The following is a 19,635-nucleotide window of genomic DNA, read 5'->3' on the forward strand; positions in this document are numbered from 1 at the left end:
TATCTTCATTTAATCAACCCTCATTGTATACGAAGATAATGACCATGTATAGAAATCAAAATCGGTACCTGATTTATTATTCATCCAAATCCTTCCCCTTTTTCCCTACTTCTTTTTCTTGCTCATGCATTTCTTTCATACTTTCCAGTTCTGTCATTACTTTTTCTTCTTTCAACTCATTTAGCTCTTTCATTTCCTCCTGATATTGTTCCTCAACTTCGGTTGTTGCTGGAATGAAAGGTTCGTTATTGTAATCGGTTCGTTTTCCATATCGGAGCATTTCATAAATAATCATTCCATTATTCGGCTTGCCATTTGCCGTTATCATGGGAACGATATCAAATAGAACGTAATACATTGAATAAAAAATAAAGCGATCCAAGAAAGTTTTATAGTCTTGCAGCATCCCATTTGCTAGAAGTGCATTAAGGATTACCGCAAGAAGAAGGTTGATAAGAATGGGTCCTGCGTAGATGGAGATATAGGCAAACTTGTTTTTTCTCTTAATATCATCATAAGAAAACCAGCTGTAAAGGTGGTAATACCTTCTGACATCGAACATTCCTATTTTGAAAACCCGCGGGCCTGATCCAATGGTCAGCCTAGGATTTTCAACACCGAAAATTCCACTGACGATAAAGTAACCGGTTTCCCTCAGGAATATGACAACAGGCAAGATGATAAATGCAGAAATGATTAACGACAGTAAATCTGAAAGGCCAAACATAACTATCCCCTCCCTGTATATTGTCACTAAAAATGCCTCAATTAATAAATTACCCCGTCAAGGAAAAATTGAACCTGATATAGAATTATTGACAGATAGAATGTGGGGAATATTAGGCCATCTAGAATTAAAGATAACTGGATGAAGTATCTATGGAGTTACTTATTTCAACGATAAATTAAAATGAAAAGGGTTTTTTGGGGGAAGAATAATAGCCGGTAGAAATTGAGAATGTTTTAGATTTAATAGAAAAGGGTATACTTTAACAATCATACATAGGTTAAACGCTGAAATAAGCGAAAAAAAGAGATTAAGAAACTATAGGGGGAATAACGTACATGGAGGATGGAGAAACAGAGAAAAAGAAATTGGATAAAAAGAAAAAGAGGCGACTGTTACGCAAGAAGGATATCGTCGTTGTGAATCCGGATACCGCTAAAAAAGCGGTATTCGCTTCGGCTGTCGGAAATGCAATGGAATGGTTTGACTTTGGGATTTACTCGTACTTAGCGGTTATCATCGGGAAAGTCTTTTTTCCGGAAGTATCGGGTTCAACACAATTAGTGTTTGCTTTTGCAACATTTTCAGTAGCCTTTTTAGTACGTCCGTTAGGCGGCATGTTCTTCGGGATGCTCGGTGACCGTTTAGGACGAAAAAACATTTTGGCGATCACCTTGATTATTATGGCAATCGCAACACTTAGTATCGGTCTGATACCAAGCTATGAATCCATTGGTATAACAGCTTCCATTCTTCTGTTGGTTGCAAGACTTGTACAAGGGTTTTCTACAGGCGGGGAATATTCGGGCGCGATGACATTTATCGCTGAATCCTCCCCGGATAAGAAGCGTGGGTTTATGGCAAGTGGCCTGGAAGTTGGAACACTGGTTGGTTACATTTGTGGTGCAGGTTTAGTAACCATTCTTACATTGACTTTAGGGGATGAAACGATGCTTGCATGGGGATGGCGTATTCCATTCATCATAGCGGCTCCGATTGGTTTTATAGGGTTTTATTTACGAAGTAATTTAGAAGAAACACCTGCATTTGAAGCGATGGAAGAGTCAAAAGAGCATGATGATCAGGCATCTATGAAAGACATTTTCGTTTACCATAAGAAACCGATGCTAATCGGCATTGGGCTTGTTCTATTCTATAATGTTGTCGATTATATGTTGTTGTCGTATATGCCATCCCATTTAAGTTCGGTACTTGGATATGGCGAAACGAAAGGGCTTATCCTAATTTTAGTCGTTATGTTCATCATGATACCGATTGTGTTGTTGATGGGTTATGTCAGTGATCGTATCGGGACGAAACGGATTATAATGGGTGGTCTTATCGGTTTGCTCATTTTAGCGATTCCCGCGTTCAAATTGATTGAAAGCGGAGATAATCTTCTTGTATTTTTAGGCTTGATGATTTTAGCAGTATTCCTAGCTTCCTTTCAAGGAACGATGCCGTCCGTGTTGCCTTCACTATTCTTTACGGACGTCAGATACGGCGGACTTTCCATTATGTATAACTTATCCGCATCTGTATTTGGTGGAACAACGCCTTTGGTTGTTGCATTCTTGATAAGCCAGACAATGAGTTTAATGGTACCTGCCTATTACATCATGATTGTTTCCGTCATTGGTATTATCGTGGTTGCTTTCTTTGTCCAAGAGACATCAGGTCGTCCTCTTCGTGGGTCAGCACCTGCTGTGGAAGAAGAACATGAAATTGCGGGTATTTTGAATGATCAAGAGGAAGCTCAATGGTGGAGAGAAGAAAAGCAGGAAATCACCAAAAGAATGGAGAATGAGTGATTCAACGCTCGATGAATACTTTAAAGTTACGGCTGTAAAATAAAAAGGACTGATTAGGGATTCCTAATCAGTCTTTTTTATATCCAGCACTACCGGACATTTAGTGTTTAATGTGATTGTAGTATAGGCTATAACTTGGGAAGGACTTTCCTTGCACCCAGTATTAGCCATGTGCAAAGGACAAAGGGCATCGTTAAAGCAGGAAGTCCATACGGCAATAGCCATATGCTTACACTTGCTGTTACGGGCACAGTTAGACACGCCGCGATAATGCCTGTTAACGGTGAAAAACGATTTTGTTCACTGTTGAATACTGCGGACACAGCCAAAATAGTTAAAATTGCATTATAGCCATACAAGCCCAACATAATTAACGTGTGTTCCCCGCCTAACAAGAATGCTGTGAGAAGAGCAACGGCATTACCAATTGCTGCGTATATGCCAAGTTTTCTCCCCGCCCAAAAAACAGCTATAAAGATCAATATTCCGGGTATTACCTCAGTCAGGAAAAAAACTTCCCCAAAACCATTAAAGACTACATCCAACAAACGAATTTTACCTGACGTGTGAAGCTCCCAACTGGTCAGATTTTGCGGTACTAATGTTGGGCTTATTCTAATGCCTTCCAATTTGTAAGAGGCGAGTAGAACGAACCATGTCAAAATAATATAGGGGAATGTAAGAACGGGAATTCCGGTACTCCCCATAAAGTGCATCATGCTAGCTGTAAGAACAGCAGCAACGACAGCCCCAACCAATGCCACTATCCACATATACGGTCCACTCAGGAATAAAGCCAATGCCATTCCAGTTAACACGGAATTGAATCCCATCAATCCCTGGTTAACAGTATTTTCATCCGCACCACCGATTTTCCCCACAACAGTGCCTAAAACTGCAGAAGCCAAGGCGATAATGCCTAAAGAATAGGAGGAAATCGTAATCGCCAATAAAATAACAAACCCTGTAATGGCGTTTTCGATAAGCATAACTTGTGAAATTCCTTTAAGAGAAGTCACTAACAAGGAAATCAAGGTACTTTCTCCGAATGAATTCCGTTTGTTTTTATCCATAAAAAGCTCCTTTTTTATAAAGTTTGATTTTATAATCACTTTAATTTGGCGAGGCTTAAGAAGCCTATTATCCCCGATATTTTATAAAACCCACCTTCTTTAAATTGCCAAAAATTAAGGCAGCTTTTTTCTGTGCAGGCTTTAAATCACTTTCTTTTGTGACGAATAACGTAAAGCATCTATAGAGAAAAGTAATAGAACTCTTGAACTGCATTACTGATGATATTCTATCATCGGGAAACAAGCAATCGGTTATTTGTTGGAGATGCTCCACTGTTTCCCCAAAAAAATGTGCCAGATCGTTAAAAATAATTATGAACTGCCATTTTTGCCCCATTCCAGTATTTTATCCATTAATAAAGGGCATATTGTTTGGGTATGAATAACAAGGAGGCTACTTAATGCATTTGTTACCACGTGAGATAGACAAGCTCATGATAGTTGTCACTGCGGATCTTGCTACAAGACGAAGGGAAAGAGGATTGGCGTTAAATCATCCTGAATCTGTTGCACTTATTACTTATGAAGTATTAGAGGGTGCAAGGGATGGGAAAACGGTAGCGCAATTAATGGAATATGGTGCAACAATCTTGTCGCGGGAAGATGTCATGAAAGGTGTGCCGGAGATGATTCACGATGTGCAAGTAGAAGCAACATTTCCGGATGGCACAAAACTGGTTACAGTTCATAATCCCATTAGGTAATTGACGATAGGAGGAATAGGTAAATGATACCTGGGCAATTATTTTTAAAAGAGGAAGATATCCTTATAAACCAAGGGAAAACGATAACTTCAATTTCGGTAATAAATACGGGCGATCGTCCGGTTCAAATAGGATCTCATTTTCATTTCTATGAAGTGAACGAAGCGCTTCAATTTAGTAGAGAAGAAGGGCTCGGGAAACGGTTAAACATTCCCGCCGGTGCTGCAGTGCGATTTGAGCCCGGGGATGAGAAAGAGGTCGAGTTGATAGATTATGCCGGGGAGCGCCGTGTGTATGGATTTAACAATAAAGTAGACGGGTCATTAGAAAGAGAGGCCAATGAATGAGTTTTAATATGTCAAGAAAACAATATGCGCAAATGTACGGACCAACAACTGGAGATTCCATTCGCCTGGCGGATACAGAGTTACTGATTCAAATTGAAAAAGATTATACAACATATGGCGAAGAGGTTTTATTTGGCGGGGGAAAAGTTATACGTGATGGAATGGGCCAAAATCCGCTCGCGACAAGAAAAGATGGTGTTCCGGATGTAGTAATCACGAATGCCGTTATTTTGGATTATACAGGGATTTATAAGGCGGATATAGCCATTCGTGATGGAAAAATTGCCGGGATTGGTAAAGCAGGTAATCCGCTTATTATGGATAACGTGGACATTGTAATTGGCGTAGCCACTGAAATTATTGCAGGAGAAGGAATGATTGTCACTGCCGGTGGAATTGACTCGCATGTGCATTTCATAAATCCTGACCAAATTGAAACAGCGCTGGCTTCTGGTCTTACGACTCTCATTGGTGGAGGAACTGGTCCTGCCGCTGGATCTAAAGCAACAACGGTTGCCCCAGGTGAATGGAATATTCATCGTATGCTATTAGCGGCAGAAGGTATGCCGATTAATGTTGGATTTACGGGTAAAGGACAGGCTGCCGCAGAAGAGCCGCTTATCGAACAAGTACTGGCAGGCGCAATCGGTTTAAAAGTTCATGAAGACTGGGGAGCTACTACCTCGGCACTTGATCATGCACTGAGTGTTGCTGACAAGTATGACGTTCAAGTAGCTGTTCATGCAGATACGTTGAACGAAGGCGGTTTTATGGAAAACACGATGGATGCGATTAAAGAACGCGTTATTCATATGTACCATACAGAGGGGGCAGGTGGAGGTCATGCTCCTGACCTGATTAAATCAGCCAGCTATATGAATGTTCTGCCGTCATCGACTAACCCGACGTTACCTTACACGGTGAATACGATTGATGAGCATTTGGATATGCTGATGGTATGTCATCATTTAAACCCATCCATACCTGAAGATCTTGCTTTTGCAGATTCAAGAATTCGAAAAGAAACAATTGCTGCTGAAGATATCCTTCAAGACATGGGTGTATTTAGTATGGTCAGCTCAGATGCACAAGCAATGGGGCGTATCGGCGAGGTCATTATGAGAACTTGGCAAACTGCCGATAAAATGAAAAAGCAAAGAGGCACAATGGAAGGCGATAGCGAACTTTCGGATAATAATCGTGTGAAGCGATTTATTGCAAAGTATACAATCAATCCAGCTATCACGCATGGTATATCTGACCACGTTGGTTCTTTAGAAGTCGGTAAATTCGCCGACCTTGTCATTTGGTCACCTGCATTTTTCGGTGTGAAGCCTGAAATGGTACTTAAAAATGGATTTATCGTAGAAAGCTTAATGGGAGATGCGAATGCATCGATTCCAACTCCGCAGCCTGTCATTTATCGCCCGATGTATGCGCAGATGGGAAAAGCACTTGCCAAAAGCGCGATTACATTCATTTCACAAGCTGCATTTGATGATAATGTACATGAAAAATTAGGACTAGAAAAAGTGGTTCTTCCTGTTCACGGCATTCGGAATTTAACGAAAAAAGATATGAAACTTAATTCTGAAACGCCGGATATTACAGTGGACCCACAAACATATGAGGTGAAAATAAACGGGGAATTAATAACATGTGATCCTGTTGACGAAGTGCCAATGGGGCAGAGATATTTCCTATTTTGAGGTGAAAGCATTGATAGTAGAGAAAATCACGATGAATATTGAGAACATGGAAAAGGAAGAAATTGAAAAGCGCCATATTGAAAAAGTATACCTTGAAAGCGCCCATTTAGTGAAACGGGTTCAACTCGTCAAGACAGATCACGGTAAAGAAATCGGTATACGTTTAAAAGAATCACGTGATCTGGTTGCTGGAGATATTTTATATATGGATGATAAAAATCTCATCATGATTGACGTCGTCTCGGATGATTTACTAATAATTAGTCCACGCGACTTACATGAAATGGGGACAATTGCCCACCAATTAGGAAATCGTCATCTACCAGCACAATTTGAGGAAAACGACATGCTTGTCCAATACGATTATCTGGTTGAAGATTTGCTGCAACAACTTCAAATACCTTTTAAACGTGAAGATCGGAAAGTGAAACAGGCGTTTCGTCATATCGGGCATAGTCATGGGTGATAACATTCTATCTTTATTCCAGCTTTGTGATTCAAGTTTTCCGACGGGCGCTTTTAGCCACTCATATGGCCTGGAAAGTTATATTCAAGAAGACCGAGTGCATGACCAAGCGTCATTTTTACAATGGCTTGATGTCTATTTAAATGAGCAGCTCATCTATTCCGATGGGCTCGCTTCCCGTCTTGTATATGAAGCATTGGAAGAAAATAATTTGCAAAAAGTATGGAAATTGGATTGTATGCTAACCGTGCAAAATCTGCCGCGTGAAACAAGGGAAGGAACTCAGCGAATTGGTGAGCGGATGTTGAAGCTTGTGGAATCGCTATATGATGTTCCCGTTTTTTTGGAATATCGCGAACGTATTAACAAGAAACTATCATTTGGCCATCCGGCGATTGTGTTTACGATGATAGGCCATCATTTAGGCGTTACAAAATCGACAACCACTCTCTATTATTTGTACTCTACAATCTCTACACTTGTTCAAAATGCTGTACGAGCCATCCCTTTAGGGCAGACAGCCGGTCAAAAAACGATTCAGCAATTCCAAGTACCGTTAGCGAAAGCAACAGAAAAAATCCAGAGTTTGGATGAAGATGATTTCGGAATAGTCTCCCCAGGCCTAGAACTATCCCAAATGAAACATGAACGCGTGAATATTCGTATTTTCATGTCGTAAGAAGGAAAAAATGTAGCCGGATAATAAAAAAAGGAAGTGTTAGTCATGGAACCGATTAAAATTGGTGTAGGTGGACCTGTTGGCGCAGGAAAAACGATGTTGGTTGAAAAGTTAACACGCTATTTCAAAGATGAAATTAGCATGGCGGTGGTAACAAATGATATTTATACAAAAGAGGATGCAAAATTCCTAATGCAAAATGGTGTCTTACCTGCGGATCGGATCATAGGCGTGGAAACGGGAGGTTGTCCTCACACGGCGATACGTGAAGATGCTTCCATGAACTTTGCAGCAATTGATGAACTAATAGAGAAGCACCCCGATGTTGAACTGATTTTCGTGGAAAGCGGCGGAGATAATCTCGCTGCCACTTTTAGTCCTGAACTTGTTGACTTCTCTATATATATTATAGATGTAGCGCAAGGTGAAAAGATTCCGCGAAAAGGTGGACAAGGTATGATCAAATCAGACATGTTCGTCATAAACAAAATAGATTTGGCGCCTTACGTCGGGGCTAGCTTGGAAGTGATGGAATCTGATACAAAAACGTTCCGTGGAAACAAACCGTTCGTTTTTACAAATTTAAAAGACAATACCGGTCTTGATGAAATAACGGATTGGATTAGAAAGAATGTACTCTTAAAGGGATTAGAGTAAGGTGGAGGACTGGACAGGGATTTTACGTTTAGACACTGAGGTAAGAAGTGGAAAGACAGTTGCACGGAATGTATATTTCCAAGGGGCATATAAAGTGATGCGTCCCATTTATCATGACGAATCGGGACAGGTCTGTTATTACATTTTAAATCCCGGAGGCGGCTATTTAGACGGCGACAGCTATAAAATGCAAATTACATTGGACAAACAGGCCCAATTAACCTTAACAACACAATCAGCAACTAAAATATACAAGACACCCCATACACTTGCCTACCAGGAAACGGTAATGGATCTTAAGGAAGGCAGCTATCTTGAATATATTCCCGATCCAATCATCGGCTATCGGGATGCTCGCTATAAGCAAAAAACGAATATTCATATGGAAAAAGGTGCTGCACTCTTTTATTCGGATATCATTACGCCTGGATGGTCGCCTAGCGGTGAACGCTTTAGCTATAATACGCTTCAATTAATAAATGAAATTTATATGGATAATGAGTTGGCGGTATATGATCACGTCAAATTAAATCCAGCAACTAAAAATATGGATGGCCTTGGCCAAATGGAAGGTTTTTCTCATTTAGGATCCTTGATTGTAATCGGTGAAAAAACGGATTCTAACCTGATTGACAAGGTATACCAGGCTATCCATAAGGATTCAACCGAGTTTAAAATTGGTCTGTCAGAACTGCCTATTCCTGGATTCACCCTAAGGGTGCTAGCAAATAGCACCCAAACCATTGAAAAAATAGTTGCTGATTGTCAACGTATTATAAATGAAGAATGGTTGAATAAAACTCCAAGCTTTTTAAGGAAGTACTAATAGTCAAAACCCGGCAGGTAGAATGATTGCCGGGTTTTAGAAGATGATTGGTCCATATACTTTAGTTAGATAGCATACATACAAGACGCATAAATAGATAGAAATAGAAATAGACTGTACTGGAGAAGAAAAGCTGCTTAAAAAATTGTACTAGACGGAGGCCAGTATGCTAAATAAGAAACTACTATTTTTACTCATTTTTTCTATGCTTGCACTAATTGTTTCGGGTTGTACTAAAAAAGAAGAAGCCGACGCAAAACCGAAGGAAAACCGTCTCGTATATGCTTCTGAATCAGAATTTGAAGGACTAAACCCTATTCTTGAGGAGACAAACCTAGACGCATTGCTGTTTCGTGGCCTAATGAGATTTGATGAGAACAATGAAGCTATCACTGATATTGCAGAATCGTATACTGTCTCTCCGGACAAGTTAACGTATACATTCACTCTAAAAGAGGGCATCAAGTTCCATGATGGCAAAGCACTAACCGCTGAAGATGTCATTTTCACGATTGAAAGCATATTGGATGATACGAATGCTTCCTTTTTAAAAGCTGATTTTACTGAAGTTGATTCGCTAACGAAGGTGGACGAGCACTCATTTGAATTAACGTTAAAACATCCATTTATACCGATACTTGATAAACTGACAATGCCCATTCTGCCGAAGCATGCATTTAAAGATGAAGATATGCGAACAGCTGAATTCAATAGTCATCCTATCGGCGCAGGTCCGTACATGTTTGATAAGTGGGATCGGGGAAATAGTTTGACGTTAAAGGCGTACAGTGATTTCCACGGGACAACGCCATCCATCGAAAAAGTGATTTTTAAATTCATACCCGACAGTAACGTTCGAGCGCTACAACTGAAATCAGGTGAAGTCGATATCGCGTTGTTAGATCCGGTACAAGCAATGAGCTTGAAAAGTGAAAAGAATATCGGAATCCATGCAATCGATACAGCGGATTACCGAGGTATCCTTTATAACATGGACAAAGACTTATGGAAAGATGTCAATGTCAGACGTGCATTCAACTATGCGACGGATCGCAAGCAAATCGTCAAGGGTATTTTGAAAGGGTACGGAACGGAAGCGTATTCGCCACTTCAAAAACATGTGTTCAACAACGCTGAGGTAGGGAAGTATGAATACGATGTTGAAAAAGCACAAACACTTCTTGATGCCGCGGGCTGGAAAGAAGAAAAGGATGGCTTCCGCTATAAAAATGATGAAAAGTTGGCGTTTACGATTACAGTACCTGCAACGGATTCAGTGCGTGTCAATATGGCCAACTATACAGCAGAAGGATTTAAAGCAATCGGTGCCGATGTGAAAGTGGCGGCACTGGACTGGAGTGCATTTACCATTGACGAGACCGATGCGTTCATAATCGCTTGGGGAAGCCCATATGATGCGGATCATCACACGCATATCCTGTTTCACTCAGATCAGTCGAGCAAAACGAGTTCAGGCTATAACTACGGTAATTACTCGAATGTAAAAGTGGATGCTTTACTTGATGAAGGACGTTTATTGACAGATAAAGATGAACGGAAAACAGCCTATATGGAGTTTCAAAAGGAGCTTGCCCAGGATCCACCGTATGATTTTATTGCCTACGTCGATGCAATTTATGGCATTAATAAGAATCTGAGCGGTGTAAAAGAGCGAACACTAGGCCATCATGGGTCAGGTTTTCTTTGGAACGTCGAGGAGTGGAAGTGGAATGAGCGTTAAGTGGTTCGGGAAGCGGATGGTGATGGGGACGATTGTTCTCCTCGTCATTAGCTTCCTCTCTTTTTTCATCATGCATCTGGCTCCTGGTGATCCGGCAACGGCTTTCTACGGGGGCAATGCACAAACGTTGAACACGGCCGAGAAAGAACGAATCAGTCGCGCTTTTTCGCTTGACCGACCGGTAATCGAGCAATACGGATTGTGGCTAAAAGAAATTTTGCAAGGGAATTTGGGCTACTCGTCTAAAGAAGGCCGTCCTGTAACCGTCATTCTTCTAGAACGGTTACCGAACACCCTGTTGCTTTTTGGTGTGACCTTGTTTTTCATTATTATCGGTTCTCTTTGGCTCGGAACCGTCGCGGGGATGCAAAAAGGCTCCTTATGGGATAAAGGATTATCGACGATTAGTATTGCGACAAGTTCAATACCGTCATTTTGGCTGGGGATTTTATTTATTTCCTTTTTTTCAGTGAAACTCGGAATTCTCCCGTCATCTGGTACCGGGGAGGTGGGAGGTGACGGGGGGATACTAGACAAACTGCGACATCTTATTATGCCGGCAGCCGTCATCATTCTGACTCATACAGGCATTTATGCGCGCTTCCTCCAAGAAAGTATTAAAGCGGAAACTAGCAAATACTATGTAATGGTTGCAAAAGCGAATGGAGTACTGGAACGCGAAATAAGAAAAGGCGTTTTGCGAAATGCATCTATTCCGTATTTGAACTACATCGGAATGACGATCCCCTCTTTCTTTGGTGGATCCATTATCGTAGAATCGCTTTTTTCGTGGGCAGGTTTAGGACAACTACTAGTAAAAGCTGTGATGATGAAAGATTTCCCGCTTATTATGGGTGGCATACTTTTCACCGGATTGCTCGTTGTCTTCAGTTTATTCATCATCGACCTTGTCATGTATGCAGTGGATCCCAAATTGCGGAAAGGGGCATACAGTAGATGAAATCTCGAAAAGTATTACTCTTCTGGTGTGTAGTCCTTGGCCTTATCGTTATTATGACGGCTTTCGCAGGACTGTTTTCAACGCATGCGCCAAATGACATGGATATGGATAAAATATATGTACCACCAGGTGAGAATCATCTGTTAGGGACGGATCATCTCGGGCGTGATGTGTTTTCACGTCTGTTGGAAGGAGGAAAAGTAACGCTCACCGTTGCGGGTGTTTCTGTATTCCTGTCTCTAGTTATCGGCGTACTTTACGGCGGAATAAGCGGCTATGTTGGAGGGTATGTCGATGTGGTGATGATGCGTTTTCTGGAAGCGCTTATTACAATCCCATCTTTGATACTTATTTTGGCGTTTCAAGCATTTATGCAAGGCGGTATGTGGAGTATGGCACTTATTATTGGAATTACCGGGTGGCTTGTTACTGCACGTATCGTCCGCTCGGAATTCATCAGGCTTAAAGAGGCTGAGTTTGTAAAAATGGCTATCATGTTCGGAACGCCTGTGTGGAAAATCATTTTTGGCCATATGCTTCGAAATAGTGTGCCTGCTATTTTCGTCGTTACGCTGTTCAATTTTGCGGGAGCGGTGTTCATTGAAGTGTCGCTCAGTTTTCTTGGTATAGGCGTACCGCCAGCAATCCCGTCATGGGGAAATATGTTGTACTACGCTCAGAATGATATATTGATTGGTGCGTGGTGGATTGGCTTGTTTCCGGGAATCATGATCTTCATAACGATTTTGTCCATTAACTTCATAGGAGAAGCGTTGAAAGATCCAGGGCGGAGGCGATTAAATGCTTAAAGTGGACCAACTATCGATTTCCATCAACGAAAAGAACATTGTAGAAGACAGTTCGTTCTTAGTTCCGCGTGGGAAAATCACATCGATTATCGGTGAAAGCGGGAGTGGAAAAAGTATGACTGTCGCAGCACTGCTCGGTAACCTGCCCTTGGGTACAGAAACAACTGGAAAAGCGCTGTTTGATGGAAAGGACTTGATGGACAGTTCGACGGAAGAAATTATGGGGATTCGAAAAACAGACATCTTCACAATTTTTCAAGATGCAGCGAATAGTTTTAATCCATCTGTCAAAATGGAACGTCAACTCTATGCGTTTTCTGGCGGACGAAATGGGGATACTGTGAAACAGTTCCGTGCGAAGATGTCCAGTATTTTGGTTGAACTTGGCCTTTCCGTTGCTATTTTTCATCAGTATCCATTCGAATTATCGGGGGGGATGTTGCAACGTTGTATGATTGCATGTGCCTTGTATGTAAAGCCAAACCTTTTGATAGCGGATGAACCTACATCATCTCTGGATAGGGTGGTGCAGAAGGAATTCATCGACATACTGAAGGTGTTAAATGAAAAGCAGGGTACGACGACTTTGTTGATCACGCATGATTTAGATATTGTAGCTGAGGCGGCAGATGAAATGATCGTCATGCATGCAGGAAAAGTAGTCGAGACAGGCAGTGTTGCAGAACTGTTTGCGCGACCGACACACCCTTATACCAAACGATTGTTGGAAAGTCGCTTCTAAATGGAAGAAAGGTTGGATAGCGGATGCTGTTAACTGTGGAAAATATGACAAAAAGCTATCACAAAGGAAAGAAAACTCTTCACGGAATCGATCTGTCTGTTGAGGAAGGTGAAATCGTAGGTCTTGTTGGAGAAAGTGGAAGTGGTAAAAGTACATTATCACGCCTCATTATGCAACTCGAAACGTCCGAATCCGGCACCGTCTCGTTCCATGGTATGCCTGTTAGTAGGAAAACGAAAAAAGGGTTTTACGAAGGATGCCAGCTTATTTTTCAAAACGCATCAGCTGCTCTTAATCCCACCTGGACTGTTAAAGAGATACTGATGGAGCCCCTGCGAAACAATAGGGATGATCGGAATATGCATATTCGTCAAATGCTTGGAAATGTAAAACTGACCGAAGCGCACCTGAAACAGCGTCCCTCTGAACTGAGCGGAGGGGAAAGACAGCGCATCAACTTACTTAGGTCCATTCTCGTTCGCCCGGAATTATTAATATGCGACGAAATTGTCTCAAGTCTCGACCGTTTAATACAAAAAGAAATTATCGATTTACTCGTCAAACTCAATCGCGACACGGGCATGGCTATTCTATTTATTTCCCATGACTTGCAAGTTGTCGAATATATGTGTAACCGTATTTATGTTATGAAAGATGGCGAAATCATCGATGAAAGTAGTAAAAACGAAGGGGAATTCAAGTTTTCCCATCAGTATTCAAGAAAGCTATTCAGTGCGGGCTTTTCGAGTAGACGTGAATTATGAATTCGGTGCTAGCTATTGCCACTAAGTGGTGTGTTACAAACTAGCGAAGGCGCCTTTTAAGGGGTAGCCGAAGCAATAAGACTGACGGCGCAGCTGTCTGGCTTATTGCGGGAGGCATCGAGGCCACTGAAAAACTTCTTTTTTATAGTGATAACTAGTTGATTGTAGTGGAGAGCGGCGACTCCTGCGGGAACAGCACGAGCTGAAGACCCCGCAGGAACGCAGCGACGAGGAGGCTGAAGCCGTACCCGCGGAAAGCGTCCGCTCGGAACGGAAATCAACGGAATTTAAGAAAATCGGATTTTTTCAGTGCCCTCGGAGGCATCCCCGGAGCGCCGTAGCGGATTCATTGGAATTTCCTATTTGAACATACATAGTTTAGTTTCCAGTTAAAACGATTAGACGATAACAACCATATTGCACGGTTAGTATGATAAATAATGACACATAATGAACAAGTAAGACAAAACGGTACACTATTATGGAGGCGTTAGTATGATTGAGCACTTCGAAGTGGAACAATTATTTGCAGATCAAGTTCATGAGCGTTATCAGTTTAAGCTAAAGATAAAAGGGAATGACCACCAAGGTCTATTTGAAGATGGAAGGATTAAATGGTTTAATCCGCAACCAGAAACTATCCATGAAGTGGAAAGCATTGCAGCTATTGAGTCACAAGTGCATGGTTTGATGAGAAACCACTTACAATAAGAAAAACACAAGGTGCCCGAAGTCTGGCGGGCGCCTTGTGTTTTTTTATGTTACAACGGTTACACCATTCAGCTTTACTCTCATCTAATAGTCCCTTCATCCAAATACAAAATGCGACTTCCTAATTTCTCTGCTTCCGCGTGACTATGTGTCACAAGAATAACAGGGATTTCCCAGAGCTTATGTAGACGCATCAATTCTTCATGGCTCCGTTCACGCGTTGCATCATCCAGTGCTGAGAAGGGTTCGTCCAATAACAAGAGATCGGGTTCCGTCGCTAGCGCACGTGCAATGGCAACGCGCTGTTTTTCGCCACCTGATATCGCATTCGGAAATTGATCTGCCAAGTGGTCAATCCGTAACTCCTTCATCAATTGTTTTGCAAAGGATTCGGTTTTCATGCCATAGGCAATGTTTTTCCAAACGGATAAGTGAGGAAATAGCGCATAGTCCTGAAAGAGATAACCGATTTTTCGTTGTTGAATGGGTAGATTCACCTTTTTCGCATCAAACAAAGTACGATTGTTTAATTGGATGAAACCGCTTGTTGCTTTTGTGAGTCCCACAATACAATTTAAAATCGTTGTTTTACCAGAGCCCGAAGGACCGAAGAGAACAATGATTTCGTCTTTTGAAACAGTGAAATCGACATTGAGCTCAAAATGGGTTAATGTTTTTTGTATGTCAACAGTAAGCATCGTCACCCTCCTTCACTTACTTTTCCGCCGTTCTGCATAACGCATCATGTTCCGCTTACTCCACCAGTTCAACCACAAAATGGCACTAAATCCGAGTGCAACAATGATTACAACCCAAAATGTAGCCATTTCCATATTCCCTGATTCGACTGCGAAATAGATAGCGAGTGGAATCGTATCAGTCACGTTTGGAATATAGCCTGCCAGCATAAGTGTTGCCCCGAATTCGCCAAGTGCGCGGGCAAATGACAGTACTAATCCAGCCAATAGTCCGGGCCATGCAAGAGGGAAAGAAATTGTCCAAAAGACTTTCCATTTTGAAGCACCCATCGTATAGGCGGCATTTTCGATGTTTGGGTCATAGTTTTTGAATGCGGCGGCGGCACTTTGATACATAAGTGGAAAGGATACAACAACCGCGGCAATAATCACAGCGTACCAAGAAAAAACAACTTGGAAATCGAAATAGTCAAGGAGAAAACGACCTAAAAATCCGTTTTTTCCGAATACGTATAGCAAACCGAATCCAACGACAGTAGGCGGTAGTACGAGTGGCAATAAAAGAATGGCTTCAATAATACTTTTTCCATAGAATTCGTTTCGTGCTAAAAATCGCGCCAGCAACACACCGACGATGAATACGATGACGGTCGCAATTGCCGCCGTTTGAAACGAAAGCCATAATGGGGATAAGTTCACATCACTCACAGAAAATCACCTATCTTCACTTTCTGAATCCGTGCCTCTCCAGAATCTTTTGTGCTTCGTCTGTTACTAGGAAAGCCACGAATTCACTTGCTTCTTTTTCGTATTTGGACTCTTTCAAAACAGCTGCAGGATAAATGATTGGGTCATGTAAACCGTTTTCGGCAGTTGCTAGTATCTTAACACTTTTCGAAGTGAGCGCATCACTTTCGTATACAAAACCAATGTCCACGTTGCCGGTTTCTACATATGTCAGGACTTGGCGTACGTCTTTCGCAAGAACCATTTTGTCTTTCAATGCATCCCATTTGTTTAGTGTTTGTAACGTTTGTTCCGCGTATTGTCCCGCTGGCACACTTTCGGGATTGCCGATTGCGATTTGTTCAACAGTTCCCGCTGAAATATCTTCGATGGATTGAAGTGCAACTGAGGAGCCTTTTTTTACAATGAGCACAATTTTGTTCCCTGTAACATCTTCTCGGGTTGCAGGAAGAATCAGTTCTTCATCTTCCAACTTGTCCATCCAATCTTGATTTGCGGAAACGAACGCATCTACCGGTGCACCTTGTTTAATTTGTTGTGCCAGCTTGCCTGAGCCGCCCAAGTTGAATCTCAGTGAAACGTTGTGATCTTCTTCATATATATTTTTTATTTCTTCAAGTGCATCAGTCAAACTAATTGCAGCCGATACAGTCAATTCCACCCTATCAGCTGGTTTTTTCGCTTCTTTCGATGAGTTTGTGCTAGTGCTACAGCCTGCGAGTACAACCGATAGAACGAAGAAAAGTAGGAAAGTTTTTAACATACGCATGAGATACCCTCCTCTTCTTATAATCATAACTATCCGATTATAACTAATTATATTTAGCTTTGTGTGAGAAGTAAATGAAAAGCAAAAATGAGTAATGGCGTATTAGTATAAAAAAACTCTGGCAACAGTTGGTGGAGTATTCAGACGACCGATGTGGATTGGAGAAGCCTAACAAGGCGATTGGAAAGCAAAACAAATCAAAAAGTTATGAAAGGTCCAGAACAGGGTAAATGGTGTATACTATTGTTAATTTAGAATTTGGAAGAAGGAGATTGACATGAGCTCAAATTATGCAAACGACAGCTTGGCATTACATATGGATCTTTATCAAATTAATATGGCGGAATCTTACTGGGCGGATGGTATTCATAATAAGAAATCCGTATTTGAATTATTTTTCAGAAGATTACCATTCGGAAATGGCTACGCAGTGTTTGCAGGGCTTGAAAGAGTGCTCGACTTTTTACGCAACTTTCACTTTAGCGAGAGTGATTTGGTCTATTTAAGGGATGATCTTGGATATAAGGAAGATTTCATTTCATATTTAAAGGAACTGCATTTTACAGGCGATGTCTATTCGATGGTTGAAGGGGAACTCGTTTTTGCGAATGAACCAATCATCCGTGTGGAGGCACCGCTTATTCAAGCGCAGCTTATTGAAACAGCTATTCTTAATATCGTTAATTATCAAACGCTTATTGCGACGAAGGCAAGCCGCATCAAGCAAGTCGTGAAGAACGAAGTGGTGATGGAGTTCGGAACCCGCCGTGCGCATGAAATGGATGCGGCGATATGGGGAGCGCGGGCCACGTTCATCGGTGGCGTTGAGGCGACGAGTAACGTACTTGCAGGGAAAAGATTTGATATACCGGTCGCGGGTACGCACGCCCATTCGTTGGTACAGGCTTATAAAAGTGAATATGAGGCATTCCATTCTTATGCAAAAAGGCATAAGGACTGTGTTTTCTTAGTTGATACATACAACACATTGAGAATCGGGATTCCGACGGCTATCCAAGTAGCTAAAGAGCTTGGCGATAAAATCAATTTCATCGGAATCCGTCTTGATAGCGGAGATATAGCATTTTTATCAAAAGAAGCGCGTCGTATGTTAGACGATGCAGGATTTCCGAAAGCCCAGGTTGTCGTTTCAAATGATTTGGACGAGTATACGATCCTTAACTTGAAATCGCAAGGTGCGAAGGTGGACGTATGGGGAATCGGAACGAAACTGATTACTGCTTATGACCAACCAGCGCTCGGCGCAGTATATAAAATCGTATCAATCGAAAATGATGAAGGCGAAATGGAAGACACCATTAAAATTTCATCGAATACTGAAAAGGTTACAACGCCGGGCTGGAAGAAGCTTTATCGTATCATTGACCTTGAAAATGGCAAAGCTGAGGGGGATTACATTACGATGCACGACGAAGACCCTGCTTCTGAAAAACGCATTAAAATGTTCCACCCTGTGCACACATTTGTCTCAAAGTTTGTCACGAACTTTGAAGCAAAGGACTTGCATGCAAAAGTGATTGAGGATGGGACAATCATCTATGAAATCCCTTCTATCCATCAAGTACGTGATTATGCAAAAGAAAATTTAAATTTACTATGGGACGAATACAAACGGTCCCTCAATCCAGAGGAGTATCCAGTCGATCTCAGTCAAAAATGTTGGGACAACAAAATGCGTAATATTCAAGAAGTACAAGATATGGTAGAAGACTTTTCAAATGAATGAGGAGGCGAAACGATGACTACTCTACAGGAGAAAATTATTGCAGAATTGGGTGCGAAGCCGTCCATTGATCCGTTGGTAGAGATACGGAAATCAGTCGACTTCATGAAAGCATATGCAAGGAAAAACACATTTCTCAATGGCTTTGTGCTTGGCATTTCAGGTGGACAAGACTCGACGCTCGTTGGAAAGCTTGCCCAACTCGCAGTCGATGAATTAAATAGCGAAGACGGAACAGAGCGCTATACATTCAACGCAATTAGGCTCCCTTATGGTACACAGTTCGATGAAATTGATTGTCAAGACGCACTTTCTTTTATTAAACCTAGTAAAATCTACACAGTGAATATCAAAGAAGCAGTCGATGCAAGTGAATGTGCATTAACTGCAGCAGGCGTGACGTTGACTGATTATGCAAAAGGCAATGAAAAAGCAAGGGAACGTATGAAAGTACAATACTCCGTCGCTGCGATGCATAATTGCGTCGTTCTTGGCAGTGATCACGCGGCGGAAGCAATCACCGGATTTTATACGAAATTCGGTGACGGCGGCGCAGATCTTATGCCGATTTTCAGATTGAACAAACGCCAAGGGAAACAATTGTTAAAGGAACTTGGCTGCCCGGAGCATCTTTATACGAAAGTACCGACCGCAGACCTCGAAGAAGACAAACCGGCAATACCCGACGAAGTCGCTCTTGGAGTGACCTACGATTTGATTGATGATTATTTGGAAGGCAAAGAGATCCCAAGTGAACCAAGGGAAACGATTGAAAATTATTTTCTACGCTCCATGCACAAACGTCATCTACCCATCACAGTTTTTGATGACTTTTGGAAGTAATTGATAGTAGGCGAAAGGATTCCTATTCAGGAATCCTTTTTGGCGTCCATTAAGTTGTAGAAGACGATTTGTTACTGTATTATAAAGATACGTTTTGTTAATTTTCG

At 41.7% G+C, this 19,635-nt stretch carries 21 protein-coding genes; 16 read left to right on the forward strand and 5 right to left on the reverse strand.

What is annotated here, in order from left to right; translation table 11 throughout:
• Nucleotides 1-76 precede the first annotated feature (76 nt).
• A complete protein-coding gene (locus FILTAD_RS05135; RefSeq protein WP_124069441.1) occupies nt 77-727 on the reverse strand; it encodes a hypothetical protein in 651 nt (216 codons plus the stop codon).
• Between the two features lie 338 nt (nt 728-1,065).
• Here FILTAD_RS05135 and proP point away from each other — a divergent pair, with 338 nt between their 5' ends.
• Nucleotides 1,066-2,538, forward strand: coding sequence for a glycine betaine/L-proline transporter ProP (proP, locus tag FILTAD_RS05140; RefSeq protein WP_124069442.1), 1,473 nt, complete (start codon nt 1,066-1,068; stop codon nt 2,536-2,538).
• Nucleotides 2,539-2,666: 128 nt separating this feature from the next.
• Here proP and FILTAD_RS05145 read toward each other — a convergent pair whose 3' ends face one another.
• Complete coding sequence (locus FILTAD_RS05145) at nt 2,667-3,611, reverse strand: urea transporter (protein WP_124069443.1); 945 nt, start codon at nt 3,609-3,611, stop codon at nt 2,667-2,669.
• A 401-nt stretch (nt 3,612-4,012) separates the two neighbouring features.
• Between FILTAD_RS05145 and FILTAD_RS05150 the strand changes: the two genes are divergently transcribed.
• The 13 genes from FILTAD_RS05150 to FILTAD_RS05210 all read left to right on the forward strand — a co-directional run bounded on the left by FILTAD_RS05150 (nt 4,013) and on the right by FILTAD_RS05210 (nt 14,727).
• Nucleotides 4,013-4,315 carry an urease subunit gamma gene (locus FILTAD_RS05150; RefSeq protein ID WP_124069444.1) on the forward strand — a complete coding sequence of 101 codons (303 nt, stop codon included), beginning with the start codon at nt 4,013-4,015 and terminating at the stop codon, nt 4,313-4,315.
• A gap of 23 nt (nt 4,316-4,338) precedes the next feature.
• The gene (ureB, locus tag FILTAD_RS05155) at nt 4,339-4,662 is read left to right on the forward strand and encodes an urease subunit beta (protein WP_124069445.1); all 324 of its coding nucleotides are present in this window, start codon (nt 4,339-4,341) and stop codon (nt 4,660-4,662) included.
• Nucleotides 4,659-6,371 carry an urease subunit alpha gene (gene ureC / locus FILTAD_RS05160; protein ID WP_124069446.1) on the forward strand — a complete coding sequence of 571 codons (1,713 nt, stop codon included), beginning with the start codon at nt 4,659-4,661 and terminating at the stop codon, nt 6,369-6,371. The genes ureB and ureC overlap by 4 nt, the downstream gene beginning before the upstream one ends.
• A 10-nt stretch (nt 6,372-6,381) precedes the next feature.
• On the forward strand, nt 6,382-6,837 hold the full coding sequence (gene ureE, locus FILTAD_RS05165; RefSeq protein ID WP_124069466.1) for an urease accessory protein UreE: 456 nt from the start codon (nt 6,382-6,384) through the stop codon (nt 6,835-6,837).
• Nucleotides 6,830-7,516 carry an urease accessory protein UreF gene (locus FILTAD_RS05170; protein WP_124069447.1) on the forward strand — a complete coding sequence of 229 codons (687 nt, stop codon included), beginning with the start codon at nt 6,830-6,832 and terminating at the stop codon, nt 7,514-7,516. Before ureE ends, FILTAD_RS05170 begins: the two co-directional genes overlap by 8 nt.
• A 45-nt stretch (nt 7,517-7,561) precedes the next feature.
• Entirely contained in the window at nt 7,562-8,173 is a 612-nt protein-coding gene (gene ureG / locus FILTAD_RS05175) for an urease accessory protein UreG (RefSeq protein ID WP_124069448.1), read from the forward strand.
• Between the two features lies 1 nt (nt 8,174).
• On the forward strand, nt 8,175-8,999 hold the full coding sequence (locus FILTAD_RS05180) for an urease accessory protein UreD (RefSeq protein ID WP_124069449.1): 825 nt from the start codon (nt 8,175-8,177) through the stop codon (nt 8,997-8,999).
• Between the two features lie 166 nt (nt 9,000-9,165).
• Nucleotides 9,166-10,740 (forward strand): ABC transporter substrate-binding protein, encoded by a 1,575-nt coding sequence (locus FILTAD_RS05185; protein WP_124069450.1) that lies wholly within the window; start codon nt 9,166-9,168, stop codon nt 10,738-10,740.
• The gene (locus tag FILTAD_RS05190; RefSeq protein ID WP_124069451.1) at nt 10,730-11,701 is read left to right on the forward strand and encodes an ABC transporter permease; all 972 of its coding nucleotides are present in this window, start codon (nt 10,730-10,732) and stop codon (nt 11,699-11,701) included. Before FILTAD_RS05185 ends, FILTAD_RS05190 begins: the two co-directional genes overlap by 11 nt.
• Complete coding sequence (locus FILTAD_RS05195) at nt 11,698-12,510, forward strand: ABC transporter permease (protein WP_124069452.1); 813 nt, start codon at nt 11,698-11,700, stop codon at nt 12,508-12,510. Before FILTAD_RS05190 ends, FILTAD_RS05195 begins: the two co-directional genes overlap by 4 nt.
• Entirely contained in the window at nt 12,503-13,252 is a 750-nt protein-coding gene (locus FILTAD_RS05200) for an ATP-binding cassette domain-containing protein (RefSeq protein ID WP_124069453.1), read from the forward strand. The genes FILTAD_RS05195 and FILTAD_RS05200 overlap by 8 nt, the downstream gene beginning before the upstream one ends.
• A 23-nt stretch (nt 13,253-13,275) precedes the next feature.
• A complete protein-coding gene (locus FILTAD_RS05205; protein ID WP_124069454.1) occupies nt 13,276-14,016 on the forward strand; it encodes an ABC transporter ATP-binding protein in 741 nt (246 codons plus the stop codon).
• 495 nt (nt 14,017-14,511) lie between these two features.
• Complete coding sequence (locus tag FILTAD_RS05210; RefSeq protein WP_124069455.1) at nt 14,512-14,727, forward strand: DUF5342 family protein; 216 nt, start codon at nt 14,512-14,514, stop codon at nt 14,725-14,727.
• A gap of 80 nt (nt 14,728-14,807) precedes the next feature.
• Here FILTAD_RS05210 and FILTAD_RS05215 read toward each other — a convergent pair whose 3' ends face one another.
• Genes FILTAD_RS05215 through modA form a run of 3 tightly spaced genes read right to left on the reverse strand, consistent with a single transcriptional unit; the run spans nt 14,808 to nt 16,941 of the window.
• Nucleotides 14,808-15,425: an ATP-binding cassette domain-containing protein gene (locus tag FILTAD_RS05215; RefSeq protein WP_124069456.1), complete on the reverse strand. Its 618-nt coding sequence runs from the start codon at nt 15,423-15,425 to the stop codon at nt 14,808-14,810.
• A 12-nt stretch (nt 15,426-15,437) separates the two neighbouring features.
• Complete coding sequence (gene modB / locus FILTAD_RS05220) at nt 15,438-16,124, reverse strand: molybdate ABC transporter permease subunit (protein ID WP_124069467.1); 687 nt, start codon at nt 16,122-16,124, stop codon at nt 15,438-15,440.
• A gap of 25 nt (nt 16,125-16,149) precedes the next feature.
• The gene (gene modA / locus FILTAD_RS05225; protein WP_203229655.1) at nt 16,150-16,941 is read right to left on the reverse strand and encodes a molybdate ABC transporter substrate-binding protein; all 792 of its coding nucleotides are present in this window, start codon (nt 16,939-16,941) and stop codon (nt 16,150-16,152) included.
• Between the two features lie 277 nt (nt 16,942-17,218).
• On the opposite strand from modA, the gene FILTAD_RS05230 reads away from it, so the two are divergent.
• Together FILTAD_RS05230 and nadE are read left to right on the forward strand one after the other, a co-directional pair.
• The gene (locus FILTAD_RS05230) at nt 17,219-18,688 is read left to right on the forward strand and encodes a nicotinate phosphoribosyltransferase (RefSeq protein WP_124069457.1); all 1,470 of its coding nucleotides are present in this window, start codon (nt 17,219-17,221) and stop codon (nt 18,686-18,688) included.
• 12 nt (nt 18,689-18,700) lie between these two features.
• Nucleotides 18,701-19,528, forward strand: coding sequence for an ammonia-dependent NAD(+) synthetase (nadE, locus tag FILTAD_RS05235; protein WP_124069458.1), 828 nt, complete (start codon nt 18,701-18,703; stop codon nt 19,526-19,528).
• Nucleotides 19,529-19,635 lie beyond the last annotated feature (107 nt).

Source organism: Filibacter tadaridae, assembly GCF_900609045.1.
Taxonomy (GTDB): domain Bacteria; phylum Bacillota; class Bacilli; order Bacillales_A; family Planococcaceae; genus Sporosarcina; species Sporosarcina tadaridae.